The sequence below is a fragment of the Aurantimonas sp. Leaf443 genome (assembly GCF_001425575.1).
In the GTDB taxonomy this organism is placed as follows: domain Bacteria; phylum Pseudomonadota; class Alphaproteobacteria; order Rhizobiales; family Rhizobiaceae; genus Leaf443.
Genome location: NZ_LMRD01000001.1, coordinates 237,524 through 261,312, shown reverse-complemented (window position 1 = coordinate 261,312; position 23,789 = coordinate 237,524). Strand labels below are relative to the sequence as shown.

Genomic DNA, 23,789 nt, shown 5'->3' with positions numbered 1-23,789 from the left:
CGCCCTGGCCGCGAGCGAAGGGTCCACCTCTTCATGACGTTCCTCCCGCCCTTTCCCCGGCGCGCCCTGCCGCCCCTTCCGCGCCTTGCAGCGGCTTGGCTCCTCGCGCTCCTCCTCCTCCTGCCGCTGGCCCTCACCGGCCTTGCGACGCCCGCCCGCGCGCTCTCGCCCGTCGACATCTCGCGCGCGGAAGGGGCGATCAACCTGCGGCCGGCCATGGAGGTCCATGGCCGGCGCGGACGCAGCTTCCAGGTCTCCACGGTGCCGGGCGCCGACGGGATCGTGCGGCGCATCGAGGTGGAGTCGGCGGCGACCAACCCGACCGGCAACTGGGCGACCTTCGCGCTCGCCAACAATACCGACGAGCAGCTCGACCGGCTGATCGTGGCGCCGCATTTCCGGCTGGTGGGCTCGGGCGTCATGTGGCCGGACCTCGGCTCGCAGCGCATCGCCGCCATCACGCCCTCCGAAGGCTTCGCGCTGGAGCGCCAGCCCTCCACCGATGCCGACGTCTTCCTCGTCACGCTCGATCCGGGAACGGTCGTCACCTTCGTGGCGGAGCTCGCCTCCGACCGCCTGCCGGACGTGCGCATCTGGGAGCCGAACGCCTACAAGGACACGATCAACGCCTTCACCCTCTATCGCGGCATCGTGCTCGGCATCGCCGGCCTTCTCGCGGTGTTCCTGACGATCCTCTTCGTGGTGAAGGGCTCGCCGATGTTTCCGGCGACCGCCGCGCTCGCCTGGGCTGTGCTCGCCTATATCTGCATCGACTTCGACTTCTGGCAGAAGCTGATGCCGACGCAGCCGGGCCAGGAGACGATCTGGCGCGCCGGCACCGAGGTCGCGCTCGCCTTCACGCTCGTCCTCTTCCTCTACACCTATCTCAACCTCCACCGCTGGCACGGCGTGCTCTCGGCCTTCACCGTCCTGTGGCTCGCAGGCCTCGGCGGACTCGGCGTCCTGGCCGCCTTCGATCCGAGCTACGCCTCCGGCCTCGCCCGCTTCTCCATGGTCGGCACGGCCGGCGTCGGGCTCCTCCTCATCGCCGTCTTCGCCGCCCAGCGCTTCGACCGGGCGATCATGCTCGTGCCCACCTGGTGCCTCATCGCGCTCTGGCTTCTGGCCGGCTGGATGACGGTCACGGGCCGCATCACCAACGACATCATCCAGCCGGCCCTCGGCGGCGGCCTCGTCCTCATCGTCCTCCTCATCGGCTTCACGGTGATGCAGCACGCCTTCGCGGGCGGGGGCTTCGCCCATGGCGCGCTCTCGGACATGGAGCGCCGCGCGCTGGCGCTGGCCGGCAGCGGCGACGCGATCTTCGACTGGGACGTCTCGCGCGACCGGATCGTGACGGGCGCCGACGGCGACGCGCTGGCCGGCATGCCGATCGGAACGATGAACGGCCCGGCGCGCGACTGGCTGCCGATCCTGCATCCGGACGACCGCGACCGCTTCAAGCTGACGCTCGACACGATCCTCGAGCATCGGCGCGGGCGCATCGCGGAGGAGTTCCGCATGCGCGACGAGGAGGGCCACTATCACTGGATGCAGCTGCGCGCCCGCCCCGTGCTCGGCACGGACGGCGAGGTGGTGCGCTGCGTCGGCACGCTGAAGGACGTGACGGACGTCAAGAAGAGCGAGGAGCGCCTCCTCCACGACGCGCTGCACGACCAGCTGACCGGCCTGCCGAACCGCGAACTCTTCATGGACCGGCTGCACTCGATCGGCATCCTCTCGGAAAGCCGCGCCGACGTGACGCCGACCGTCTTCGTCATCGACATCGACCGGTTCAAGCAGGTGAACGACGATCTGGGCATCGCCACCGGCGACACGATCCTCCTCACGCTCGGGCGGCGCCTGAAGCGCGTGCTGAAGCCGCAGGATTCGCTCGCCCGGCTCGGCGGCGACCAGTTCGGCCTCATCCTCATGTCCGAGACGACCGTGCCCTCGGTCGCCGCCTTCGCCGAGACGCTGCGCAAGGCGATCAAGGCGCCGATCGCCTTCGGCGGCCGCGAGATCGTCCTCACCGGCTCGCTCGGCCTCACCGGCTGGTCGGATTCTTCGACGGCCGAGGAGGTGCTGAAGGAGGCCGAGCTCGCCATGTATCAGGCCAAGCGCTTCGGGGGCGACCGGATCGAGCCCTTCCGGCCGGCCTTCAAGTCCACCGGGTCGAGCCGCCTGCAGCTGGAATCCGACCTTCGCCGCGCCTTCGAGCGCAACGAGCTGTCGCTTGCCTTCCAGCCCATCGTGAAGCTGGAGAACGAGGAGATCGCCGGTTTCGAGGCGCTCCTGCGCTGGGAGCATCCCAAGCGCGGCGCCATCTCGCCGGCCGAGTTCATCCCGATCGCGGAGAATACCGGGCTCATCGTGCCGCTCGGCCAGTTCGCGCTGGAAGAGGCGGCCAAGCGCCTTTCGGACTGGCAGCGCCTCCTGAACTCGACCGAGCTGACCATGTCGGTCAACATCTCCTCGCGCCAGCTCATCCGCCAGGATCTCATCGCGGACGTGCGCACCGTCGTCGAGCGCTATCGCCTGCCGCCGCAGACGCTGAAGCTCGAAGTCACCGAATCGCTGGTGATGGACAATCCCGAGCGCTCCGCGCAGCTCCTCGTGCGCCTGCGCGAGATGGGCGTCGGCCTCTCGCTCGACGATTTCGGCACGGGCTACTCGTCCCTCGCCTATCTCATGCGCTTCCCCTTCGACACGCTGAAGATCGACCAGTCCTTCCTGCGCAACAACACGCTGCCGCAGCGCCCCATCATCGTGCATTCCATCGTCACGATGGCGCACGATCTCGGGCTGAAAGTGGTGGCGGAGGGCGTGGAGAGCGACGCGGACGTCGTGCAGTTGCGCCAGCTCAACTGCGAGTTCGCCCAGAGCTTCCGCTACTCGCCGCCGCTCACCGTCGAGCAGGCGCGCAAGCTCCTGCAGGACCGGGCGATGGGGCTGAAACGCGTCGGCTGAGGCGGGAAGGCCCGGGGCGGGACATGTCCTGCGAGGCTGCGGCGCGCCGGGCGCGCCGCGCCGTCAGGCGTGTCCGGCCTCGCTGGCGAGGAAGGCGGGATCGACGCCGAGGAGCCCGAGCGCCCGGTCGTATTTGCGGTCGAGCTCGGGGTCGAAGACGATGCCGGTGTCGGCCTTGCAGGTCAGCCAGCCATTGGCGGCGATCTCGGTGTCGAGCTGGCCGGCGCTCCAGCCGGAATAGCCGAGCGCCATGATCGCCGTGCGCGGACCGATCCCCTGCGAGATCGCCTTGAGGATGTCGAGCGTGGGCGTCAGCGAGATCTCGTCGGCGACGGGCACGGTCGATTCCGAATCGTAGTCCGACGAATGCAGCACGAAGCCGCGGCCGCGCTCCACCGGCCCGCCCATGCAGACGGAGACCTCGCGGCCCTTCTCGGGCAGGCGGATGTCGTCCTCGCCGGTGACGATGCCGAGCTGGGTGAGGAGCGAGGCGAAGCTCAGCGGCTGCGCCTTGTTGATGATGAAACCCATCGCGCCCTGCGGCGAGTGGGCGCAGACATAGATGACGGTGCGCGAGAAGCGCTCGTCCTGCATTCCCGGCATGGCGATCAGGAAATGCCCCTCGAGCGAGGCCTCTTCCTCAACGCCGCCTTTCCTGATCTCGTGCATGATATCCATATCCCACACATGGTCTGCGAGAGGCCGTCCGTCAAACTTTGCACCGCACGCGCCGCTTGACCAGCCCCGGCCGGGACGCTTCGTCACAGTGCGGCCGCTCTCTCGCGTTTTTCAGTCCCGGCCGGTCGCGAGCGGGCGATGGGCATGGCCTTCCATCCTCGCGCCGGCCGCCGCCGCCGCACCATTCCGCCGCGAAAGATCCGATGCCAAGACGCCTGCCCGCATTCCTCGCCCTCAGCCTCGCCCTCCTGCCGCTCGCGGCGCCGGGCGCGCGGGCGGCGACGAGCATTCCCCTCGACGGGGCCGTGCTGACGCTGGCCGCGCTCCCGCCCGAGGCGGACGGCACGATCCGCGGCGCCATCCGCATCGAGCTTCGGCCGGGCTGGAAGACCTACTGGATCGATCCCGGCCAGTCCGGCATCCCCGCGAGCTACAGTTTCACGCAGGGCGCGGCGACGTTGCGCTATCCCGCGCCCCACCGGTTCGGCGAGGGGATCGAGCGGGCCAACGGCTATTCCGGCCCCTTCGCCATCGCCTTCGAGCTGAAGGGCGCGGGACCGGGACCGGTCGCGGTCTCGGCCATGCTCGGCCTGTGCCGCGACATCTGCGTTCCCGCGAGCGGCACGGTCGCGACGGCGCCGGACGAGGGCGATCGCGCGCTGGTCGAGGCGGCCTTCGCCGCCCTCCCCGCGCCGGCACCGGACGGCGCGATCCCGGGCGCCGCGCTCTCGGCGGACGGCAAGGTGCTGACGCTCGCCCTCTCGTCGGCCTCGGCTGCGAGGCCTCAGGACGTCTTCGTCTCGGGGCCGGAGGGCTGGTATTTCGGCGAGGCGCCGGCGGGCACCGCGACGCGGGACGGGCTCGCCTTCGCCGTGCCCGTTCTCGGCCGGCCCCGCAAGGGCCCGCCGCTCGGCGCGGTCGACATCGTGCTCGGCGGAACGGGGGGCGGCACCGAGCGGCGCGCCGTGCCGGTGGAAAGCGCGCGCTAGGCGCTCTACAACGCGGGTCGCGGCCCCTGCCGTGCGCCCGCGTCCCGCGAGGCGCCGCGCCGCCTTCGAGGATCCGAGCCCCATGACCATTGAGATCGGCGAGAAACTGCCAAACGCCACGTTCAAGACCCGGACGGCGGACGGTCCCGCCAACATCACGGCGGACGAGATCTTCTCGGGCAAGACGGTCGTGCTCTTCGCCGTGCCCGGCGCCTTCACGCCGACCTGCTCGATGAACCACCTGCCGGGCTTCCTCACCCATAACGAGGCGATCCGCGCCAAGGGCGTCGACACGATCGCGGTCGTCTCGGTGAACGACGTCTTCGTGATGAGCGCCTGGGCGAAGTCGGCGGATGCCGGCGAGCGGATCCTGTTCCTCGCCGACGGCAATGCCGAGTTCACCAAGGCCGTCGGCCTCGACGCGGACCTGTCGGTCGGCGGTCTCGGCGTGCGCTCCAAGCGCTATTCGATGATCGTGAAGGACGGCACGGTGACGAGCCTCAATATCGAGGACTCGCCGGGCAAGGCCGAGGCGTCGACGGCCGAGGTGATCCTCGAACAGCTCTGATTCGATCAGGTCGCGGCGGGGTCGGTCGATCGGCTCGGCCAGCCCCTATCGCCCTGCCGCAACCCTGGGCGAGCCACAGGTCCCGCCCGGACTTCGCACCCCGAAGGGTCGAAGACTGCAGCTCGAGCGTCGCGGCGACGCTTCCCCTTCTCCCGTCTCGGGAGAAGGGGGCAGCCGAGACGGCCCTCTTTCCGACCGTCCGTGATAGACGCAGCCTCACCCGCCGCTTCTCTTCGGCGGTCAGCCCGGCCGGCGTCCAGACGAAGCCCCACGGCTCGCCTTGAAGGGCTCCATGCCGAAACGGGCGAGCTCGTCGGCGCGCTCGTTCATCTCGTGGCCGGCATGGCCCTTCACCCAGTGGAACGCCACTTCGTGGCGCTGGCGCTCGGCGTCGAGCCGCTGCCAGAGTTCGGCGTTCTTCACCGGCTTCTTGTCGGCCGTCTTCCAGCCATTGCGCTTCCAGCCGTGGATCCACTTGGTGATCCCGTCGCGCAGATATTGCGAGTCGGAATGGAGATCGACGGCGCAGGGGCGCTTTAGCGCCGTCAGCGCCTCGATGGCGGCCAGAAGCTCCATGCGGTTGTTGGTCGTCACCGGCTCGCCGCCGGAGAGTTCCTTCTGCGCCCCGTTGAAGCGCAGGATCGCGCCCCAGCCGCCGGGGCCCGGATTTCCCGAACAGGCCCCGTCCGTATAGACCTCGACGCGCGCCTCCTCGCTCATGCCGGCAGCCTTTCCGCATCCACCCCGTAATCGGCGACGCTCCGCACCTGACGGTGAAAGCGCAGTTTGCGCAGGTATTCGCGCGGGTCCTTCTTGGTGACGAGCGAGCCGTCGGGAATGGTCAGCCAGTCGTAGAGGCGCGTCAGCAGGAAGCGCAGGGCCGCGCCCCGGCACAGGAGCGGCAGCGCGTCGAGTTCGGCCGGCGTCAGCGCCCGAACGCCCGCATAGCCCTCGATCAGCGCCCGGCCCTTGGTGACGTTGAAGGCACCGTCCTGCTCGAAGCACCAGGCGCAGAGGCAGATGGCGAGATCGTAGGCGAGGAGATCGTTGCAGGCGAAGTAGAAGTCGATGAGGCCCGACAGTTCGCCGCCGAGGAAGAAGACGTTGTCGGGAAAGAGATCGGCATGGATGACGCCGGACGGCAGGCCCGCCGGCCAGTCCCGCTCCAGGGCGGCGAGTTCCTCCTCGATCTCGGCGGCCAGGCCCGGCACCACCTCGTCGGCGCGCGCCCCGCAGCCCTCCGCCAGCGGACGCCAGCCGGAGACCGAGAGCGCGTTGCCGCGCCTCAGGTCGAAGCTCGCCGCGCTCGCATGCATGGCGGCGAGCGCGGCGCCCACCTGCCCGCATTGCGCGGCCGAGGGACGGCGCGTCCACATGCCCTCGAGAAAGGTGAAGATCGCCGCCGGGCGCCCCGAAAGCTCGCCGAGCAGCGCGCCGGCGCGGGCATGGACGGGCAGCGGGCAGGACAGGCCGTCCTTCGCCAGATGCTGCATCAGCCCGACGAAGAAGGGCAGGTCGTCGCGATTCACCCGCCGCTCGTAGAGCGTCAGGATGAAGGTGCCCGCCGTGGTGCGCAGGAGGAAGTTGGAATTCTCCACCCCTTCCGCGATCCCCTTGTAGCTGAGGAGATCGCCGAGATCGTAGTCCTTCAGGAAGGCGGAGAGTTCGGGCTCGGAGACGTCGGTATAGACGGCCATGGGTCAGGCTCCGCCGTTCACGAAGGCCATGTCGGCCGGAAGGAGCGGCGTCTCGCGCAGCGATCGCATGACCGGGAAGTTCTCGTTCTCCTCGGCCGTGCGCACGAGGTCGATGGAGATGGCGAAGCGCGCGCGGAAGGCGTCGACGATGGCGTCGACCAGGACCTCCGGCGCCGAGGCGCCGGCCGAGAGCGCGACGGTGCCGCCGGCGGGCACGAGGCTCCAGTCGATGCCGCCGGGCCCTTCCACGAGGACGGCGGCCCCGGCGCCCGCCCGCAGGGCGACCTCGACGAGGCGCTTGGAATTGGACGAGTTCGGCGCGCCGACGATCAGGAAGAGGTCGGCGCCGGGGGCCGCGGCCTTCACCGCCTCCTGCCGGTTGGTCGTGGCGTAGCAGATCGAGTCGGAGGACGGCGCCTCCATCTGCGGGAAGCGGCGCGACAGCGCGGCGACGATGCCGGCGGTGTCGTCGACGGACAGCGTCGTCTGCGTGACGAAGCCGAGCGCGGCCTCCGCGCCGAAGCCGAGCGTGGCGACATCCTCCTCCGTCTCCACCAGCGTGACGGCGCCCTCCGGCAGCTGGCCCATCGTGCCGATCACTTCCGGGTGGCCCTTGTGGCCGACGAGGAGAACGTGCCGCCCGCGCTTGACGTGCAGCATCGCCTGCTTGTGGACCTTGGAGACGAGCGGGCAGGTCGCGTCGAGATAGAGGAGCTCGCGCGCCTCGGCCGCCGCCGGCACGCTCTTGGGCACGCCATGCGCGGAGAAGACGACGGGCTGGCCGTCGTCCGGCACGCCGTCGAGCTCGCGCACGAAGACGGCGCCCATCGTCTTCAGCCCTTCCACGACATAGCGGTTGTGGACGATCTCGTGGCGCACATAGACCGGCGCGCCGTATTTCTTCAGCGCCAGGACGACGATCTGGATCGCACGGTCCACGCCCGCGCAGAAGCCGCGCGGCTCGCACATGCGCAGCGTCAGGGACGGGCGGTCGGGGCTCTCGGACAAGGGGAAACGGCTCCGGTCATGGGGCGGTCCATCGCGGACGCGGGGCGAATGAAGGGACGCGGCGGCGCCCTGTCAAGGTTCGGGCGGCCGGCGGCCCTTCACGACGGTGACGATCGTCATGACCGCGAGGACGGCGGCGAGCCCGTACCAGGTGATGGCGTATTGCAGGTGGTTGTTGGGAATGTCGATCACGGTCGTGCCGCCGACCGGCCAGCCGCCCGGCGCGCGCCCTGCCCCGGTATCGAGCGTGAAGGGCAGGAGCGTGGCCTTGTCCGGCAGCGCCAGGCCGGCGGCCATGGCCGGGACCTCGCGCCAGAAGAAGGTGTTCTTGGCAGGGTCGTTGTCGGGCGTGAAGCCGCCCGGCGCCTCCTTCGGCGCGGATCGGGCAAGGCCGGTCACCGCCACCTCGCCCTCGATCTGACCGGCGGCGCGACGGGAAGGGTCGCGCAGGTCGTAGGGCACGAAGCCGCGATTGACGAAGAGGACCTCGTTCCGGGCCGTGACGAGCGGCGTGTAGACGTTCCAGCCCGCCTGACCCTCGAAGGTGGAGAGGAAGAAGCGCTCCCCCTGGTGCAGGAACCGGCCGGTGACGGCGAGCGGCACGTAGTCGACGTCCTCGCCGCGGGCGGCCATGGCCGTCACCGTGCCGAGATCGACGGGCGCGGCGTGGATGCGCGACGCGATGCGCTCGATCAGCCCCTGCTTCCAGGTGAGCCGCTCGACCTGCCAGGTGCCGAGCACGAGGAGCACGAGCGTGCCGATCGCGCAGGCGGCGAGCGCGATCGCGACCTTGGCGCGCGAGAGCCTGGGCGCGGGCGAGAGGCGCGAGGAAGACTCAGTCACGGATTTCGAGCCGACCCTCGGCGGCCTTGTGGGCGTATTGCTGGCCGATCATCCAGCCCTTCAGCAGCCGCAGCAGCGGCAGGCAGACGACGAGCGTCAGCGGCACCCAGAGGATGAAATGCACCCAGAGCGGCGGGTTCAGCGAGACCTCCATCCACAGCGCCAGCCCGCAGACGATGAAGCCGGCGATGAGGATGACGAAGACCGCGGGCCCGTCGCCCGAATCGGCGAAGGCGAGGTCGAGGCCGCAATAGGAACAAGTCTTCGCCGGCGTGAGGAAGCCCTGGAAGAGACGTCCCTCGCCGCAGCGCGGGCAGCGGCCGGCCATGGCGGTCCGGGCCGGGTCTGCCACGACCGGGTGGTCGCGATGGTCGCTCAACGGCGTCTCCTCCAAAAAGCGAAAGGCGGCGCACCGTGCGCCGCCTTCGCGGATGTCGTGCCGGACGTCTCGTCCCGCGCCTATTCGGCGTGGATCACGCCGCCCCAGCTTCCCCAGACATAGATGGCGAAGAAGAGGAAGAGCCAGACGACGTCGACGAAGTGCCAGTACCAGGCGGCGGCCTCGAAGCCGAAATGCTTCTGCGGCGTGAACTGCCCCTTCAATGCGCGGATGAGGCACACGGCGAGGAAGATCGTGCCGACGAGCACGTGGAAGCCGTGGAAGCCCGTCGCCATGAAGAAGGTCGAGCCGTAGATCGAGCCCGAGAAGGCGAAGGGGGCGTGGGCGTACTCGTAATATTGCACGTAGGAGAAGATGGCGCCGAGAAGGACGGTGAGCGCGAGGCCGGTGATGAGGCCCTTGCGGTCGCCCTTGAGGAGCGCGTGATGCGCCCAGGTGACCGTGGTGCCCGACAGGAGCAGTGTCACCGTGTTGAACAGAGGCAGATGCAGCGGATCCAGCACCTCGATGCCCTTGGGGGGCCAGACGCCGCCGAGCACCTCGGTGCGCGCGGCCTGGATCGCCTCGTTCGGGAAGAGGCTGGCATCGAAGAAGGCCCAGAACCAGGCGACGAAGAACATCACCTCGGAGGCGATGAACATGATCATGCCGTAGCGCAGATGCAGCGAGACGACGCGGGTGTGGCGGCCTTCGAGGCTCTCCTTCACCGTGTCCGCCCACCAGGCGTACATGACGTAGAGCACGACCGCGAGGCCGAGGAAGAACAGCCAGGGCGTGGCGAAATCGATGCCGAAGAGGACGAACTGCTGCTCGGCGAGCGCGCGCATCCAGCCGACGGCGCCGAACAGCATGATGAACGAGCCGACGGCGGCGACGGCCGGCCAGGGGCTCGGATCGACCATATGATAGTCGTGGTTCTTGACGTGCGTGTCTGCCATGGCCTCGGTCCCGCTTCTTCCCTCTCCGGTCAGTGTCGCTAACGCAAACCGCCCGTCAACTCCAGTGTCGCTTCGGCGCCGGGCGCTTTGCCCGCCGCCGCCTCTCGCGCCCCTCCAGCGCGTCTCCGCCCGCCCCGCCCAATTCGGGCGGCGTTCGGCGTCAGAGCTTGTTCGTCCCCGTCGCGGCGCCCGGCGCCGCGGGCGCCCCTTGCGCCTCCGGCACGGAAGCCACCGTCCCGCCCTCGCTCTCCGAGGAGAAGAACGTATAGGACAGCGTGATCGCCGGCAGGCCCTTCAGCTCCTCCGTCTCCTCGATATCGGGATCGACGAAGAAGAGGACGGGCATGTCCACCGACTGGCCCGGCTCCAGCGTCTGGTCGTTGAAGCAGAAGCAGGCGATCTTGTTGAAATAGACGCCGGCCGAATCGGGCGTGACGTTGAAGGTCGCGCGCGCCGTCACCCGGCGGTCGGAATCGTTGCGCACGTGATAGGAGATCTGCCGCGTCTCGCCGAGGCGGACAGCGACCTCGCGCTCGTTCGGCGCGAAGGTCCAGGGCACGTCGCGCGAGGCGTTCGCGTCGAAGCGCACCACGATCTCTCGCTCGCCGATCCTGCCGCTATTGGCTTCGGCGCGCTGCGTCGTGCCGCCATAGCCCGTCATCTGGCAGAAGAGTTCGTAGAGCGGCACGGACGCGTAGGCCGCGCCCACCATGCCGAGGGCGAAGGCGCCGCAGGCGACCGGAACGACCCAGCGGCGCGCGCCCGAGTTCTTGTTCGCGGCCATCGGTCAGGTCGCCATCTTGGCGATGGAGACGAAATAGAAGATCACGACGAGCGCCACGAGCACCACCGCGATGGCGATGGAGCGGTGGCGCCGCGCCCGCTGCTCGGCTTCGGTGAGGCGGATGCCGCTCATAGGAGGCTCCCGAGGGTCAGTGCCGTTCCGCCGAAGGCGCCCTCGCCGATGAGGAGCACGAACAGCGCGAAGAGGTAGAGGATCGAGAAGGCGAAGAGACGCTTGGCCGGCTTCATCGCCACGTCGCCGTCGGCCATGCGGAAGACGCCCCAGGCGAGGCGCAGGAAGTTGGCGCCGAGGATCACCGAGGCGATGCCGTAGACGGGACCGGCGAAGCCGAGCGCCCAGGGCGCGACGCCGACGGGCACCAGCAGCAGCGAATAGACGAGGATCTGGAGGCGCGTCGCCTTCTCGCCGGCGACGTTCGGCAGCATCGGCACGCCGACCATCTCGTAGTCGCGCATCTTGAAGAGGGCCAGCGCCCAGAAATGCGGCGGCGTCCACAGGAAGATGATGAGGAAGAGCGTGATGCTCTCGATGCCGATCGAGCCGGTGACGCAGGCCCAGCCGATCATCGGCGGGAAGGCGCCGGCCGAGCCGCCGATCACGATGTTCTGCGGCGTCGAGCGCTTCAGGCCCATCGTGTAGACGACGGCGTAGAAGAAGATGGTGAAGGCCAGGATGGCGGCCGCCAGCCAGTTGGCGGCGAGGCCGAGCATCGAGACCGAGAGGATCGACAGGCCGATGCCGAGCGAGAGCGCGGCGTCCTCGGTGACGCGGCCGGACGGGACCGGGCGCTTGGCCGTGCGCGTCATGATGCGGTCGATATCGGCGTCGTACCACATATTGAGGGAGCCGGACGCCCCGGCACCGAGCGCGATGGCGAGGATCGAGATGACGGCGAGCGTCGGATCCATGTGGCCGGGCGCCAACATCATGCCGGTGATGGCGGTGAGCACCACCAGCGACATCACGCGCGGCTTGAGGAGGGCGAAGAAATCGCGCGGTTCGGCAAGGCTGGCGCGGACCGGCTCGAACCCGGCATCGCTCGTCTCGACAATGGTCATCTGGCACTCCGCGTGGATCGGCCTCGATCCTGTCCTGCAGGCCCATTCAAATCGGTGGGCGCCTGCTCGATGATCGGGAAGCCGCCGGACCGGTCCGGCAGGTCGTCTGGGGCTCGTCGCCCCGGGCAGGAGACATGCTCCTCACCGATGTGGATCCGGGGGCGCTCGGGCGCCCCCGGACCGTTCGTTCTAGAGACCGGGGGAAGGAGCCGGGCGCCTCAGCGGACGCGCGGCAGTTCTTCCCACTGGTGGAACGGCGGCGGCGAGGAGAGCTGCCATTCGAGCGTCGTGGCACCCTCGCCCCAGGGATTGGCACCGGCGACGCGCTTCATCTTGAAGGCCTCGTAGATGCCGTAGAGGAACACCAGCACCGCGAAGCCCGAGATGTAGGAGCCGATCGAGGAGACGAAGTTCCAGCCCGCGAAGGCGTCCGGATAGTCGGCGTAGCGGCGCGGCATGCCGGCGGCGCCCAGGAAGTGCTGCGGGAAGAACACGAGGTTCACGCCCACGAACGTCATCCAGAAATGCACCTTGCCGATGGCCTCGTTGACCATGTAGCCGCTCATCTTCGGGAACCAGTAGTACCAGCCCGAGAAGAGCGCGAAGACGGCGCCGAGCGACAGCACGTAGTGGAAATGCGCCACGACATAGTAGGTGTCGTGCAGCACGCGGTCCATGCCGGCATTGGCGAGCTTGACGCCCGTGACGCCGCCGACGGTGAAGAGGAAGATGAAGCCGATCGCCCAGAGCATCGGCGTCTTGAACGAGATCGAGCCGCCCCACATCGTCGCGATCCAGGAGAAGATCTTGATGCCCGTGGGCACCGCGATCACCATCGTGGCGAAGACGAAGTAGCGCTGCGTGTTGAGCGAGATGCCCGTCGTGTACATGTGGTGGGCCCACACGACGAAGCCGACCACGCCGATGGCGACCATGGCGTAGGCCATGCCGAGATAGCCGAAGACCGGCTTCTTGGAGAAGGTGGCGATGACGTGGCTGACGATGCCGAAGGCCGGCAGGATCAGGATGTACACTTCCGGGTGGCCGAAGAACCAGAACAGGTGCTGGAACAGGATCGGGTCGCCGCCGCCGGCCGGCGAGAAGAAGGTCGTGCCGAAATTGCGGTCGGTGAGGAGCATGGTGATCGCGCCGGCGAGGACCGGAAGCGACAGCAGGAGCAGGAAGGCGGTGACGAGCTGCGACCAGACGAAGAGCGGCATCTTGTGCAGCGTCATGCCGGGGGCGCGCATGTTGAGGATCGTCGTGATCAGGTTGATCGCGCCGAGGATGGAGGAAGCGCCCGACAGATGCAGCGCGAAGATCGCCAGATCGACCGCCGGGCCGGGATGGCCAGCGGAGGTCGAGAGCGGCGGATACATGGTCCAGCCGGTGCCGGCGCCGTTCGCGCCCGGCGCACCCTCGACGAACATCGACAGGATGAGGAGCAGGAAGGAGGGGATCAGCAGCCAGAAGGCGATGTTGTTCACGCGCGGGAAGGCGGTGTCGGGCGCGCCGATCATGACGGGCACGAAATAGTTGCCGAAGCCGCCGATCAGCGCGGGCATCACCATGAAGAAGATCATGATGAGGCCGTGGCCGGTGGTGAAGACGTTGAAGACCTGCGGATTGCCGAAGATCTGGAGCCCGGGCTGCTGCAGCTCGGCGCGGATGGCCACCGAGAGCGCGCCACCGATGATCCCCGCGCAGATCGCGAAGATCAGGTACATGATCCCGATGTCCTTGTTGTTGGTCGAATAGACCCAGCGACGCCAGCCCTTGGGCGTGTGGTCGTCATGGGCGTCGTGAACGGCACCGTAGGCCATGTCGAGCTCCTCTACCCTTCTTCTACTCGATCAACGCCCGGCGACCTTCGGAGCCGAAGCGGCTTCGATGGCGGCGGTAAGCTGTGCGTTCGCGTTCGTCAGATCCTCGCCGGCCGCGGCGTACCAGGTGGCGAACTGCTCCTTGGACACGACGCGCACGGCGATCGGCATGTTGTAATGGGCCTGCCCGCAAAGCTCCGAGCACTGGCCGTAGAAGATGCCCTCGCGCAGGGGCTCGAAGAAATACTCGTTCACCCGGCCCGGCACAGCGTCCACCTTCACGCCCATCGAGGGCATGGCGAAGGAATGGATCACGTCGGCGGAGGTGGAGAGGACGCGCACGACCGTGTTGACCGGCACGACCATCTCGTTGTCCACCGCCAGGAGGCGCGGATAGGCGGCCTTGTCGCCCTTGCCGGCGCTCTCGCGATCCTCTTCCGTCAGCGGATAGGACTCGAAGGAGACGGGGCTGGCGGCCGCTTCCGGCGAGGCGCCGGCCGGCTGGTACTCGTAGCCCCAGTACCACTGGTAGCCGGTGGCCTTCACCGTCAGCTCGGGCTCGCGCGAGGGATTGTACTGCGCGGTGAGGAGCTGGAAGGACGGGATCGCCAGGAAGAGCAGGATGATGACCGGGGCCAGCGTCCAGATCACCTCGATCGTCGTGTTGTGGCTGGTGCGCGAGGGCACCGGGTTCCGCTTGGCGCTGAAGCGATACATGCACCAGCCGAGCAGACCCGCCACGAGGATCGTGATCGGGATGATGAAGGCCAGCGTGTAGTTCGAGAACCAGTGGATCTGCGCCTCGATCGGCGACAGAGCCTCCTGCAGATTGATCTGCCAGGGATGGGGCTGGCCCGGATGGAGCTCAGTGTCCTGCGCGGCCGCGACGCCGACCGTCGACAGAAGGGCCATCGAGGCGAAAAGCGATCGTCTCACCGATATTCTCTCCTAAGCGATCCGGGCGCGGGCCCGAAGTTTTGGAACGAATACAGTCTGGGTGCGGCCGACGCCAGCGCCCCAACGCACATATTCGCATGCCATTTTCCGGTGCTCGCGGTCACAGAACACGAAATGCGGGGCGGGGCAACGGGCCATGCCGGCGGCGCCCTTGCGACAAATTCGCGGCGCGCGCCAAGGCCCGGCGGGCCATGCCGCGCGCGGCCGCGGCATGGCGCCCCGCCCTCGCGCCGGCCCCGTCCCGCGCCGGCCGCGCCCGGCCCCGCCGTGCCCCGCCGTGCGGGCGGTAACCATTTGTTTGCCATGTTCGCCGCACAGTCCTGCCCCGGATGCAATTGGAACCGACGATGAAAACCCTGACGTCCCTCGCCCTTCGCAGCCTCGCGGGCGCGCTGATTCTCGCGTTCGGCGCTCCGGCCTTCGCGCAGTCGGGCGCCACGACCGGCACGGTCAAGTCCCAGCACGGCGCCTGGGCCATCGTCTGCGACCAGCCGGCGGGGGCGAGCGCGGACCAGTGCGCCCTCCTGCAGAACGTCGTGGCCGAGGACCGGCCGGAGATCGGCCTGTCGATCGTGGCGCTGAAGACGGCCGACCAGAAGGCCCGCATCCTGCGCGTGCTCGCGCCGCTCGGCATTCTCCTGCCCAACGGCCTCGGCCTCTATGTGGACGGCAAGGACATCGGCCGCGCCCAGTTCGTGCGCTGCTTCTCGGACGGCTGCTATGCGGAGGTGATCCTGGAGGAGCCGCTGCTCGAGACCCTGTCGGGTGGCAAGATGGCGACCTTCATCGTCTTCCAGACGCCCGAGCAGGGCATCGGCATCCCGGTCGATCTCAACGGCTTCGCCGACGGGTTCAAGGCGCTCCCGTAAGCCCCGCGCGCCGCGGGCGCATTGGCAGTCCCGGCGCGAAGGCTTATCTGACGGGACGCGTTTGTCCGTCAGCCGGGAGTTTTCGATGGCCGCATCCCTCATCGAGCGTTTCGACATCTCCCGCGCGGAGATCGACGCGATCCTGAACGAGACGCTGCATGGCGCCGACGACGGCGAGCTGTTTCTCGAATATCGCGAGTCCGAATCGCTCATCTTCGACAACGGGCGCCTGAAGGCGGGCAACTTCTCCACCGACCAGGGCTTCGGATTGCGGGCCGTGGCGGGCGAGGCGGTGGGCTTCGCCCATGCCGGCGACTTCTCGCAAGGGGCGCTGCGGCGCGCGGCGGATGCGGTGAGCGCGGTGAAGACCGGCCATTCCGGCCGCATGGCCGAGGCGCCGCAGGGCACCAACCAGAAGCTCTACGGCGACGAGAATCCGATCCCCTCCCCCGGCTTCGAGGCGAAGGTGAAGCTCCTGCAGGAGATCGACGCCTATCTGCGCGCCAAGGGGCCGGACGTGCGCCAGGTCTCGGTGACGCTCGGCGCCTCCTGGCAGAATGTCGAGATCCTGCGGGCCGACGGCGCGCTGGTGAAGGACGTGCGCCCGCTGGTGCGCATCAACGTCTCGGTCGTCTGCGGCGAGGGCGACCGGCAGGAGACCGGCTCCTTCGGCGCCGGCGGGCGCTCGGGCTTCGGCGAGTTCCTGAAGCCCGAGACCTGGCGCTCCATCGCCGACACGGCGCTGCAGCAGGCGCGCGTGAACCTCACCGCCGTGCCCGCGCCCGCCGGCACGTTCGACATCGTCCTCTCGGCCGGCTGGCCGGGCGTCATGCTGCACGAGGCGGTCGGCCACGGGCTCGAGGGCGACTTCAACCGCAAGAAGACCTCGGCCTTCAGCGGCCTGATGGGCCAGCAGGTCGCCGCCCGCGGCGTCACGGTCGTCGACGACGGCACGATCGCCGAGAAGCGCGGCTCGCTGACGATCGACGACGAGGGCACGGCCACGAACCGCAACGTCCTCATCGAGGACGGCAGGCTCGTCGGCTACATGCAGGACCGCCAGAACGCCCGCCTCATGGGCGTCTCGCCCACCGGCAACGGCCGGCGCCAGTCCTATGCCCATGCGCCCATGCCGCGCATGACCAACACGATCATGCTCGGCGGCGCCTACGAGCCGGCCGAGATCCTCGCTTCCGTGAAGGACGGCATCTACGCCGTCTCCTTCGGCGGCGGCCAGGTGGACATCACCTCCGGCAAGTTCGTCTTCGCCTGCACCGAAGCCTACCGCATCCGGAACGGGCGCGTGGAAGAGCCGCTGAAGGGCGCCATGCTCATCGGCAACGGCCCGGACTCCATGCATCGCGTCTCCATGGTCGGCAACGACATGGAGCTCGACACCGGAATCGGCATGTGCGGCAAGGCCGGCCAGGGCGTTCCAGTCGGCGTCGGCCAGCCGCACCTGCGCATGGACGCGGTGACGGTCGGCGGCACGGAGGCTTGACGGACGGGAGCAGTCGCGCTCCCGCACCGCCGAGCGCGGCTCCCTTACGGATAGAGCCGCGTCACCGTCCAGTCGCCGTCCCGGTGCCGGCGTTCGAAGACGATGCGGTCGTGGAGGCGGTACTGGCCGTCGTGCCAGAACTCGATGGAGGAGGGCACGATGCGAAAGCCAGACCAGTGTGCGGGGCGCGGGATGGCTTCGTCGGGAAACTTCGCCTCGAACTCGGCCACGCGCGCCTCGAGCGTGGCGCGTGCGTCGAGCGGGCGCGACTGGTGCGAGGCCCAGGCGCCGAGGCGGCTGCCGCGCGGGCGCGAGACGAAATAGGCGTCGGCCTCCTCCTTCGAGACGACCTCCACCGGGCCGCGCAGACGCACCTGCCGGCGCAGCGACTTCCAGTGGAAGCACATGGCCGCCTTGCGGCTCGAGAGGATCTGCGCTCCCTTGGCGCTCTCGAAATTGGTGTAGAAGACGAAGCCGCGTGGATCGACGCCCTTGAGAAGCACCATGCGCACGTCGGGAAGCCCGGCCTCGTCGACGGTGGCCAGCGCCACGGCGCCGGGATCGTTCGGCTCGGTTTTCTCGGCCTCGCCGAGCCAGGTGGCGAAGAGCGCGAACGGGTCGCCGCCGGCGTCGTTTTCACCAAGGGTTAAGCGTTCTGTCGACATGATGGGGATCGCTTCCGTTGGGATGGCGGGTGCGGCCCGCAAGGGCCGTCCGGCGCACACATAAGAGATCGATGGCCCGCCTCAAACCGATTTCCGTGCTGCTTCTCGTCGCCCTCGGCCTCCTGCAGGGCTGCGTCGTCGCGGGCCCCTCGCTGGAGGACGCGGTGGACACGGGCCTCGTCACCGGCTCGATCCGGCCCGTCCCGGCGGCGGGCGAAGCGTCGAACCCGGAGGTCGAATCGGACGAGCGCACCGTGCGCAACGCCATCTCGGCGGCCGACATCGCCCGCCTCGGCGAAGCGGACGTGCCCTGGGCCAATTCGGCCACCGGCACCAGCGGCGTCATCACCGCCATCCAGGAAGTGCAGGAGGGCGGCAATCTGTGCCGCAACTTCAAGACCTCGCGCCAGCGCTTCGACGGGATCGCGCTCTACGAGGGCAAGGCCTGCACGCGGGGCGACGGCGAATGGACGCTCGTGCGCTTCCAGGAGAACGGCTGAGCGCGGCACGGCCGCCCATCCCCTCCCGCTGCAGGCACAGGCCTTCAATTCGCACGATTGCCTTGCCATATAGCCGTGTGGCCGGGGCCCGCCCCCGCGCCGCCCCCTTTTCCGTGCCCGAAGGACACCGTAGCCCCATGCGCGACCCCTACAGCGTGCTCGGCGTCGCCAAGACCGCCAGCGAGAAGGAGATCAAGTCCGCCTTTCGCAAGCTCGCCAAGTCCTACCACCCGGACGCCAATTCCTCCGATCCGAAGGCCGCCGCGCGTTTCAACGAGGCCAATCAGGCCTACGAGATCCTCGGCGACAAGGACAAGCGCGCGCAATACGACCGGGGCGAGATCGACGGCGAGGGCAAGCCGAAGTTCCAGGGCTTCTCGGGCGGCGGCAACCCGTTCGGCGCGGGCGGCTCGCCCTTCGGCGGGGGCGCCGGCCGGGGCGGTTTCGACTTTCGCGGCCCGCGCGGCGGGCCGGCCGACGCCGCGCCGGAATCGATGTTCTCCGACTTCTTCGAGCAGGCCTTCGGCGGCCGGCGCGCCGGCCCGCAGCCGGGCGCGGGCGGAGGTTTCGCGGGCGCGCGCAGCGCCGCCTCCAAGGGCGAGGACCTGAAGGCGACGCTGAAGGTGCGGCTGGAGGACGTGATCTCCGACGAGAAGGTCGAGGCGGTCTTCCCGAGCGGCAAGCGGCTCGCCATCGCCCTGCCCGCCGGGGTGGAGGACGGGCAGGTGATCCGCCTGAAGGGCCAGGGCCAGCCCTCCCCCTTCGACGGCGGCCCCGCGGGCGACGCGCTGGTGACGATCGTCTTCGTGCCGCATGCGCGGTTCCGCGTCGAAGGCCGCGACCTCCTGGTGGACGCGCCGGTGCCGCTGCGCGAGGCGGTGCTCGGCGGCAAGGTGACGGTGGAGACGCTCGACGGGCGCATCGCCCTGTCGATCCCGCCCTGGACCAATTCCGGCAAGACCTTCCGCCTGAAGGGCAAGGGCCTGACGAAGAAGGGCGGCGCGCGCGGCGACATCCTCGTCTCCACGCGCATCATGCTGCCCGAGGAGGATCGCGACCTCGAGGCCTTCCTGCGCGAGCGCGCCGAGCGCGAACCGGCCGCCGGCTAAGCAACGGGCGGACCGGCCTCTGCGCCCCGTCGCGGCGGGCTCGCGCGGGGCCTCGCCTCCGGTTCGCCCGTCCGGCTCGGCTTGAAGGGCCGCTGGCCCTATGCCATACCGCCGCGACACGACGAGCAGTATCGCAGCGGTAGAGGTAACAGCGCCATGGCCCCAACGACCGGTCTCTTGCAGGGCAAGCGCGGGCTCGTGATGGGAGTGGCCAACAACCGATCCATCGCCTACGGCATCGCCAAGGCCGCCCGCGACGCCGGCGCCGAACTCGCCTTCACCTATCAGGGCGAGGCCCTGAAGAAGCGCGTGGAGCCGCTCGCCAGGGAGCTCGGCGCCATCGTCGTCGGCCATTGCGACGTGGCGGATGCGGCGACCATCGACGCCTGCTTCGCGGAGGTGGAGCGCCAGTGGGGCAAGCTCGATTTCCTCGTCCACGCCATCGGCTTCTCCGACAAGGACGAGCTGACCGGTCGCTATGTCGACACGAGCGAATCGAACTTCACCAAGACGATGCTGATCTCGGTCTATTCCTTCACGGCGGTCGCCCAGCGCGCCGAGAAGCTGATGACCGACGGCGGCTCGATGCTGACCATGACGTATTACGGCGCCGAGAAGGTGATGCCGAACTACAACGTCATGGGCGTCGCCAAGGCCGCGCTCGAGGCGAGCGTGAAGTATCTGGCCGTCGATCTCGGCCCCAAGGCCATCCGCGTCAACGCCATCTCCGCCGGTCCGATCAAGACGCTCGCCGCGTCCGGCATCGGCGACTTCCGCTACATTCTGAAATGGAACGAGTACAACGCGCCGCTGCGCCGTACCGTGACGATCGAGGAGGTCGGCGATGTCGGCCTCTACTTCCTCTCCGACCTGTCGCGCTCGGTGACGGGCGAGGTGCACCATGCCGACAGCGGCTATCACGTCGTCGGCATGAAGGCCGTGGACGCGCCCGACATCTCGGTCGTGAAGGACCTGCCCTGACCGCCGACGCCGCATCGCGGCCGGTGCTTTCCCCAGGTCTCCTCCTCTGCCGCCACGGCGAGACGGACTGGAACGCCGAGGGGCGCATCCAGGGCCAGCGCGACGTGCCGCTGAACGACCGCGGCCGCGCGCAGGCGCGCCGCAACGGCACAGTGCTGCGCGACCTCCTCGGCGAGCGGGCCGGCGCCTATCGCTATCTCGCCAGCCCCCTCGGGCGCACGCGCGAGACGATGGAGATCATCCGCCGCGAGATCGGGCTCGATCCGGCGGGCTACGAGACCGACACGCGGCTGGTGGAGCTGCATTTCGGCGCCTGGCAGGGCTACACGCTCGCCGAGATCCGCGACCGCCATCCCGAGCAGATCCGCGCCCGCAAGGCCGACAAGTGGAACTACGTGCCGCCCGGCGCCGAGGCCGAGAGCTACGCCACGCTCGAGACGCGCATCGCGCCGGTCTTCGAAGCGCTGGAAGGGCCGGTCCTCGTCGTCGCCCATGGCGGCGTGGTGCGCACCGTCCTGCACCGCTTCGCAGGCCATCCGAGCCTCGAGGCCGCCCATATGGGCGTGCCGCAGGACCGGTTCCTCTCCTTCTCCGAGGGGAACCCGCGCTGGCTGTAGAGGCCGGGCCGGCGCCCTTCGGGACGCTCTGCCGCCCCGGCGCCTCGCCTCAGGCCTGGCGCACCACCCGCAGCGCGGCGGGCTCCAGCGCCACGCGCGCCGCGCGCGGTTCGCAGATCAGCACCACGGGCATGCCGGGGCCGACGGCGCCGTAGTTGAAGTCGGTGGGGAGCCGGTAGGTGGAGCCGTCGGCGAGCGTCAGCGTCTCGCTCTCCTCGTCGATCGCCGCGATCAGGCCGTCGACTTCCTCGGCCCAGGAAGGGATCGACATCGAGACGGTCAGGAAGGAACTGGCGAAGAAGGCGAGAATGGTTCTGGTCATGGCTGTCACCCTGGGTCGTCGGCATCGCAGTGAACGGGAGCGCGGGCGATCCCCGTCGCCGCGCCTGCCCCTCCCGGCTCCGCGCATCGTCGCAGCCGTGGGTCGAAAGGTCGCCCCGGAATGTGGTTTTTTACCGATCCGTTCCATTTCGAAGCGTTGCGCGTCTTCGATTTGACGGGCTTGGTAAACCTGCCGTAAACCGCCTTCGCACGCGGCCGCGCGCCTTTCACTCGGGCCAAAGGCCGGCCTTCCCCTCTCCAGCAGGCCTTCGCCAGAAGGGCCGGCCCGGCCGGCACGGACCCATGTCGCACAACAGCTTCGGCCATCTCTTCCGCGTCACGACCTTCGGGGAGAGCCACGGCGTGGCCATCGGCTGCATCGTAGACGGCACGCCGCCGGGGCTGACCTTCTCACAGCGCTACATCCAGGACTTCCTCGACAAGCGCCGCCCCGGCCAGTCGCGCTACACGACGCAGCGCCAGGAGCCCGACGCGGTGAGCGTCCTGTCCGGCGTGGTCGATGGCCCGCGCGAGGGCGAGCTCGTCTCCACGGGCACGCCCATCGCGCTGGAGATCCGCAATGTCGACCAGCGCTCCAAGGACTATTCCAACATCGCCACGCGCTACCGGCCGGGCCATGCCGACATCGCCTACGACGTGAAATACGGCCTGCGCGACCATCGCGGCGGCGGGCGCTCCTCGGCGCGCGAGACGGCGACCCGCGTGGCGGCCGGCGCCATCGCGCGGCTCGTCGTCCCGGGGCTGACCGTGCGCGCCGCGCTCGTGCAGATCGGCGACGTCGCGGTGGACCGCGCGCGCTGGGACTGGGACGAGGTGGAACGCAACCCGTTCTTCTGCCCGGACGCCTTGACCGCGACCCGCTGGGCCGAACTCCTCGACCGCGTGCGCAAGGCCGGCTCCTCGGTCGGCGCCGTCGTGGAAGTCGAGGCGACCGGCGTGCCCGCCGGTATCGGCGCCCCCGTCTACGGCAAGCTCGACGCCGACATCGCCGCCAACCTCATGTCGATCAACGCCGTGAAGGGCGTCGAGATCGGCGACGGGTTCGAGGCCGCGCGCCTGTCGGGCGAGGAGAATGCCGACGAGATCCGCATGGGCGCGGACGGACGGCCCGTCTTCCTCTCCAACCATGCCGGCGGCATTCTCGGCGGCATCGCCACGGGCCAGCCTGTCGTGGCGCGATTCGCGGTGAAGCCGACCTCCTCCATCCTGACGCCGCGCCGCTCCATCGATGCGGACGGCCAGGAGGTCGACGTCTCCACCAAGGGCCGGCACGACCCCTGCGTCGGCATCCGCGCCGTGCCGATCGGCGAGGCGATGGTCGCCTGCGCGATCGCCGACCATTTCCTGCGCCATCGCGGGCAGACGGGCCGCGTCTGAGGCGCCCCTCCCCGCCTTCGAAGGGTTTGATGCGCGGCCTGCCCCGCGCTACCTGTTCGTCGGGACGCCGGCGCGCAGGAGGCCGGCCGCGGGAGGGAGCGCGTGAGATGACAGGTCGCCGGACGGCCAGCGGGCGCGCGCGATGAGGACGCGCCTCTACCATCACCCGATCTTCGCCGAGCATCTGACGGGCGCCGGCCATCCCGAGCGGCCCGAGCGCATGCGCGCGGTCGAGGCCGCCCTCGAGGACGAGTGCTTCCAGCATCTCGACCGCGCGGAGGCGCCGGAGGGCTCGCTGGAGGCGGTGCTGCGCTGCCATCCCGAGCCGCATGTGCGCAGGATCGCCAAGGCCGTGCCCGACGAGGGTCTGGCGCGCGTCGACGGCGACACGGTGCTGAGCCCGCGCAGCTTCGCCGCCGCCTTCCACGCCGTGGGCGCGGCGACCGCGGCCGTGGACGACGTGGCGAGCGGGGCCATGGCCAATGTCTTCGTCTGCGCCCGCCCGCCCGGCCACCATGCCGAGACCGCGACGGCCATGGGCTTCTGCCTCTTCAACACCGCCGCCATCGCCGCGCGCCACGCGCAGGCCGTGCACGGGCTCGAACGGGTGGCGATCGTCGACTGGGACGTCCATCACGGCAACGGCACGCAGGAAATCTTCTGGGCCGATCCGTCCGTCCTCTACGCCTCCACGCATCAGATGCCGCTCTATCCGGGCACTGGCGCCAAGGGCGAGACGGGCGCCGGCAACATCGTCAACGCGCCGCTGCGCGCCGGCGACGGGCGCATCGCCTTCCAGGAGGCGTTCGAGACGCGCGTCCTGCCGGCGCTGGAGGCCTTCCGGCCCGACCTCGTCATCGTCTCGGCGGGATTCGATGCCCATTACCGCGATCCGCTCGGCAGCCTGCAACTGAGCGAGGCCGAGTTCGACTGGGCGACGGGCAAGCTCCTCGATCTCGCCGACCGCCATGCCGGGGGGCGGCTCGTCAGCCTTCTCGAGGGCGGCTACGACCTGCAGGGCCTCGGCGCCTCGGCCGCCGCCCACGTCAAGCGGATGATGACGGGCTGATGGCCCGGCCCGCCCGCCGGCGCTC

25 protein-coding genes are annotated in these 23,789 nt (G+C 69.4%); 11 read left to right on the top strand and 14 right to left on the bottom strand.

Annotated elements, in window-relative coordinates; translation table 11 throughout:
• Nucleotides 1-33: 33 nt before the first annotated feature.
• Nucleotides 34-2,970: an EAL domain-containing protein gene (locus ASG48_RS01095; RefSeq protein WP_082529154.1), complete on the top strand. Its 2,937-nt coding sequence runs from the start codon at nt 34-36 to the stop codon at nt 2,968-2,970.
• Between the two features lie 63 nt (nt 2,971-3,033).
• Here the strand turns inward: ASG48_RS01095 and ASG48_RS01090 are convergent, their stop codons facing one another.
• Complete coding sequence (locus ASG48_RS01090) at nt 3,034-3,639, bottom strand: YqgE/AlgH family protein (protein ID WP_055845309.1); 606 nt, start codon at nt 3,637-3,639, stop codon at nt 3,034-3,036.
• A 212-nt stretch (nt 3,640-3,851) separates the two neighbouring features.
• Between ASG48_RS01090 and ASG48_RS01085 the strand changes: the two genes are divergently transcribed.
• Nucleotides 3,852-4,637, top strand: a complete 786-nt coding sequence (locus tag ASG48_RS01085) for a protein-disulfide reductase DsbD domain-containing protein (RefSeq protein WP_055843998.1) — start codon at nt 3,852-3,854, stop codon at nt 4,635-4,637.
• An 82-nt stretch (nt 4,638-4,719) separates the two neighbouring features.
• On the top strand, nt 4,720-5,205 hold the full coding sequence (locus tag ASG48_RS01080; RefSeq protein ID WP_055843996.1) for a peroxiredoxin: 486 nt from the start codon (nt 4,720-4,722) through the stop codon (nt 5,203-5,205).
• Nucleotides 5,206-5,445: 240 nt separating this feature from the next.
• Here the strand turns inward: ASG48_RS01080 and rnhA are convergent, their stop codons facing one another.
• From rnhA to coxB, 11 genes are all read right to left on the bottom strand, one after another.
• Nucleotides 5,446-5,925: a ribonuclease HI gene (gene rnhA, locus ASG48_RS01075; protein WP_055843994.1), complete on the bottom strand. Its 480-nt coding sequence runs from the start codon at nt 5,923-5,925 to the stop codon at nt 5,446-5,448.
• A complete protein-coding gene (locus ASG48_RS01070) occupies nt 5,922-6,902 on the bottom strand; it encodes a homoserine kinase (RefSeq protein ID WP_055843993.1) in 981 nt (326 codons plus the stop codon). The genes rnhA and ASG48_RS01070 overlap by 4 nt, the downstream gene beginning before the upstream one ends.
• Nucleotides 6,903-6,905: 3 nt before the next feature.
• Nucleotides 6,906-7,910, bottom strand: a complete 1,005-nt coding sequence (gene ispH / locus ASG48_RS01065; protein WP_055843991.1) for a 4-hydroxy-3-methylbut-2-enyl diphosphate reductase — start codon at nt 7,908-7,910, stop codon at nt 6,906-6,908.
• A 72-nt stretch (nt 7,911-7,982) separates the two neighbouring features.
• Complete coding sequence (locus ASG48_RS01060; protein WP_055843988.1) at nt 7,983-8,753, bottom strand: SURF1 family protein; 771 nt, start codon at nt 8,751-8,753, stop codon at nt 7,983-7,985.
• Nucleotides 8,746-9,132: a DUF983 domain-containing protein gene (locus ASG48_RS01055; RefSeq protein WP_055843986.1), complete on the bottom strand. Its 387-nt coding sequence runs from the start codon at nt 9,130-9,132 to the stop codon at nt 8,746-8,748. The genes ASG48_RS01060 and ASG48_RS01055 overlap by 8 nt, the downstream gene beginning before the upstream one ends.
• An 80-nt stretch (nt 9,133-9,212) precedes the next feature.
• Nucleotides 9,213-10,091: a cytochrome c oxidase subunit 3 gene (locus ASG48_RS01050; protein ID WP_055843985.1), complete on the bottom strand. Its 879-nt coding sequence runs from the start codon at nt 10,089-10,091 to the stop codon at nt 9,213-9,215.
• A gap of 160 nt (nt 10,092-10,251) precedes the next feature.
• Nucleotides 10,252-10,875 (bottom strand): cytochrome c oxidase assembly protein, encoded by a 624-nt coding sequence (locus ASG48_RS01045; RefSeq protein ID WP_055843982.1) that lies wholly within the window; start codon nt 10,873-10,875, stop codon nt 10,252-10,254.
• Between the two features lie 3 nt (nt 10,876-10,878).
• A complete protein-coding gene (locus ASG48_RS01040; RefSeq protein ID WP_055843980.1) occupies nt 10,879-11,007 on the bottom strand; it encodes a hypothetical protein in 129 nt (42 codons plus the stop codon).
• Entirely contained in the window at nt 11,004-11,954 is a 951-nt protein-coding gene (locus ASG48_RS01035; protein WP_055843978.1) for a heme o synthase, read from the bottom strand. Before ASG48_RS01035 ends, ASG48_RS01040 begins: the two co-directional genes overlap by 4 nt.
• Nucleotides 11,955-12,172: 218 nt before the next feature.
• A complete protein-coding gene (ctaD, locus tag ASG48_RS01030) occupies nt 12,173-13,777 on the bottom strand; it encodes a cytochrome c oxidase subunit I (protein WP_055843976.1) in 1,605 nt (534 codons plus the stop codon).
• Nucleotides 13,778-13,807: 30 nt separating this feature from the next.
• On the bottom strand, nt 13,808-14,689 hold the full coding sequence (coxB, locus tag ASG48_RS01025; RefSeq protein ID WP_055843974.1) for a cytochrome c oxidase subunit II: 882 nt from the start codon (nt 14,687-14,689) through the stop codon (nt 13,808-13,810).
• Between the two features lie 392 nt (nt 14,690-15,081).
• On the opposite strand from coxB, the gene ASG48_RS01020 reads away from it, so the two are divergent.
• Both ASG48_RS01020 and tldD read left to right on the top strand, forming a co-directional pair.
• Nucleotides 15,082-15,603, top strand: a complete 522-nt coding sequence (locus ASG48_RS01020) for an invasion associated locus B family protein (RefSeq protein WP_055843972.1) — start codon at nt 15,082-15,084, stop codon at nt 15,601-15,603.
• 85 nt (nt 15,604-15,688) lie between these two features.
• On the top strand, nt 15,689-17,104 hold the full coding sequence (tldD, locus tag ASG48_RS01015; protein ID WP_055843970.1) for a metalloprotease TldD: 1,416 nt from the start codon (nt 15,689-15,691) through the stop codon (nt 17,102-17,104).
• Nucleotides 17,105-17,148: 44 nt separating this feature from the next.
• Here tldD and pdxH read toward each other — a convergent pair whose 3' ends face one another.
• Entirely contained in the window at nt 17,149-17,769 is a 621-nt protein-coding gene (pdxH, locus tag ASG48_RS01010; RefSeq protein WP_055843968.1) for a pyridoxamine 5'-phosphate oxidase, read from the bottom strand.
• 71 nt (nt 17,770-17,840) lie between these two features.
• Between pdxH and ASG48_RS01005 the strand changes: the two genes are divergently transcribed.
• The 4 genes from ASG48_RS01005 (at nt 17,841) to ASG48_RS00990 (ending at nt 20,976) form a co-directional block, all read left to right on the top strand.
• Nucleotides 17,841-18,269 carry an RT0821/Lpp0805 family surface protein gene (locus ASG48_RS01005; RefSeq protein ID WP_055843966.1) on the top strand — a complete coding sequence of 143 codons (429 nt, stop codon included), beginning with the start codon at nt 17,841-17,843 and terminating at the stop codon, nt 18,267-18,269.
• 137 nt (nt 18,270-18,406) lie between these two features.
• Complete coding sequence (locus ASG48_RS01000) at nt 18,407-19,378, top strand: DnaJ C-terminal domain-containing protein (protein ID WP_055843964.1); 972 nt, start codon at nt 18,407-18,409, stop codon at nt 19,376-19,378.
• A 156-nt stretch (nt 19,379-19,534) separates the two neighbouring features.
• Nucleotides 19,535-20,359 carry an enoyl-ACP reductase FabI gene (gene fabI / locus ASG48_RS00995; RefSeq protein WP_055843962.1) on the top strand — a complete coding sequence of 275 codons (825 nt, stop codon included), beginning with the start codon at nt 19,535-19,537 and terminating at the stop codon, nt 20,357-20,359.
• 23 nt (nt 20,360-20,382) lie between these two features.
• On the top strand, nt 20,383-20,976 hold the full coding sequence (locus tag ASG48_RS00990; RefSeq protein WP_055843960.1) for a histidine phosphatase family protein: 594 nt from the start codon (nt 20,383-20,385) through the stop codon (nt 20,974-20,976).
• A 49-nt stretch (nt 20,977-21,025) separates the two neighbouring features.
• On the opposite strand, the gene ASG48_RS00985 is transcribed toward ASG48_RS00990, so the two are convergent.
• Nucleotides 21,026-21,298, bottom strand: coding sequence for a DUF1344 domain-containing protein (locus ASG48_RS00985; RefSeq protein ID WP_082529153.1), 273 nt, complete (start codon nt 21,296-21,298; stop codon nt 21,026-21,028).
• Between the two features lie 302 nt (nt 21,299-21,600).
• Between ASG48_RS00985 and aroC the strand changes: the two genes are divergently transcribed.
• Both aroC and ASG48_RS00975 read left to right on the top strand, forming a co-directional pair.
• A complete protein-coding gene (gene aroC / locus ASG48_RS00980) occupies nt 21,601-22,695 on the top strand; it encodes a chorismate synthase (protein ID WP_055843958.1) in 1,095 nt (364 codons plus the stop codon).
• A 142-nt stretch (nt 22,696-22,837) separates the two neighbouring features.
• Nucleotides 22,838-23,764 (top strand): histone deacetylase family protein, encoded by a 927-nt coding sequence (locus ASG48_RS00975; RefSeq protein ID WP_055843955.1) that lies wholly within the window; start codon nt 22,838-22,840, stop codon nt 23,762-23,764.
• The last annotated feature ends 25 nt before the right edge of the window (nt 23,765-23,789 follow it).

Excerpts from the sequence above, each read along its gene's own strand:
- ASG48_RS01095 (WP_082529154.1), top strand. The coding sequence starts at position 34 with ATGACGTTCCTCCCGCCCTTTCCCCGGCGCGCCCTGCCGCCCCTTCCG.
- ASG48_RS01090 (WP_055845309.1), bottom strand. The coding sequence starts at position 3,639 with ATGCACGAGATCAGGAAAGGCGGCGTTGAGGAAGAGGCCTCGCTCGAG.
- ASG48_RS01085 (WP_055843998.1), top strand. The coding sequence starts at position 3,852 with ATGCCAAGACGCCTGCCCGCATTCCTCGCCCTCAGCCTCGCCCTCCTG.
- ASG48_RS01080 (WP_055843996.1), top strand. The coding sequence starts at position 4,720 with ATGACCATTGAGATCGGCGAGAAACTGCCAAACGCCACGTTCAAGACC.
- rnhA (WP_055843994.1), bottom strand. The coding sequence starts at position 5,925 with ATGAGCGAGGAGGCGCGCGTCGAGGTCTATACGGACGGGGCCTGTTCG.
- ASG48_RS01070 (WP_055843993.1), bottom strand. The coding sequence starts at position 6,902 with ATGGCCGTCTATACCGACGTCTCCGAGCCCGAACTCTCCGCCTTCCTG.
- ASG48_RS01050 (WP_055843985.1), bottom strand. The coding sequence starts at position 10,091 with ATGGCAGACACGCACGTCAAGAACCACGACTATCATATGGTCGATCCG.
- ASG48_RS01045 (WP_055843982.1), bottom strand. The coding sequence starts at position 10,875 with ATGGCCGCGAACAAGAACTCGGGCGCGCGCCGCTGGGTCGTTCCGGTC.
- ASG48_RS01040 (WP_055843980.1), bottom strand. The coding sequence starts at position 11,007 with ATGAGCGGCATCCGCCTCACCGAAGCCGAGCAGCGGGCGCGGCGCCAC.
- ASG48_RS01035 (WP_055843978.1), bottom strand. The coding sequence starts at position 11,954 with ATGACCATTGTCGAGACGAGCGATGCCGGGTTCGAGCCGGTCCGCGCC.
- ctaD (WP_055843976.1), bottom strand. The coding sequence starts at position 13,777 with ATGGCCTACGGTGCCGTTCACGACGCCCATGACGACCACACGCCCAAG.
- coxB (WP_055843974.1), bottom strand. The coding sequence starts at position 14,689 with ATGGCCCTTCTGTCGACGGTCGGCGTCGCGGCCGCGCAGGACACTGAG.
- ASG48_RS01020 (WP_055843972.1), top strand. The coding sequence starts at position 15,082 with ATGAAAACCCTGACGTCCCTCGCCCTTCGCAGCCTCGCGGGCGCGCTG.
- tldD (WP_055843970.1), top strand. The coding sequence starts at position 15,689 with ATGGCCGCATCCCTCATCGAGCGTTTCGACATCTCCCGCGCGGAGATC.
- pdxH (WP_055843968.1), bottom strand. The coding sequence starts at position 17,769 with ATGTCGACAGAACGCTTAACCCTTGGTGAAAACGACGCCGGCGGCGAC.
- ASG48_RS01005 (WP_055843966.1), top strand. The coding sequence starts at position 17,841 with ATGGCCCGCCTCAAACCGATTTCCGTGCTGCTTCTCGTCGCCCTCGGC.
- ASG48_RS01000 (WP_055843964.1), top strand. The coding sequence starts at position 18,407 with ATGCGCGACCCCTACAGCGTGCTCGGCGTCGCCAAGACCGCCAGCGAG.
- fabI (WP_055843962.1), top strand. The coding sequence starts at position 19,535 with ATGGCCCCAACGACCGGTCTCTTGCAGGGCAAGCGCGGGCTCGTGATG.
- ASG48_RS00985 (WP_082529153.1), bottom strand. The coding sequence starts at position 21,298 with ATGACCAGAACCATTCTCGCCTTCTTCGCCAGTTCCTTCCTGACCGTC.
- aroC (WP_055843958.1), top strand. The coding sequence starts at position 21,601 with ATGTCGCACAACAGCTTCGGCCATCTCTTCCGCGTCACGACCTTCGGG.
- ASG48_RS00975 (WP_055843955.1), top strand. The coding sequence starts at position 22,838 with ATGAGGACGCGCCTCTACCATCACCCGATCTTCGCCGAGCATCTGACG.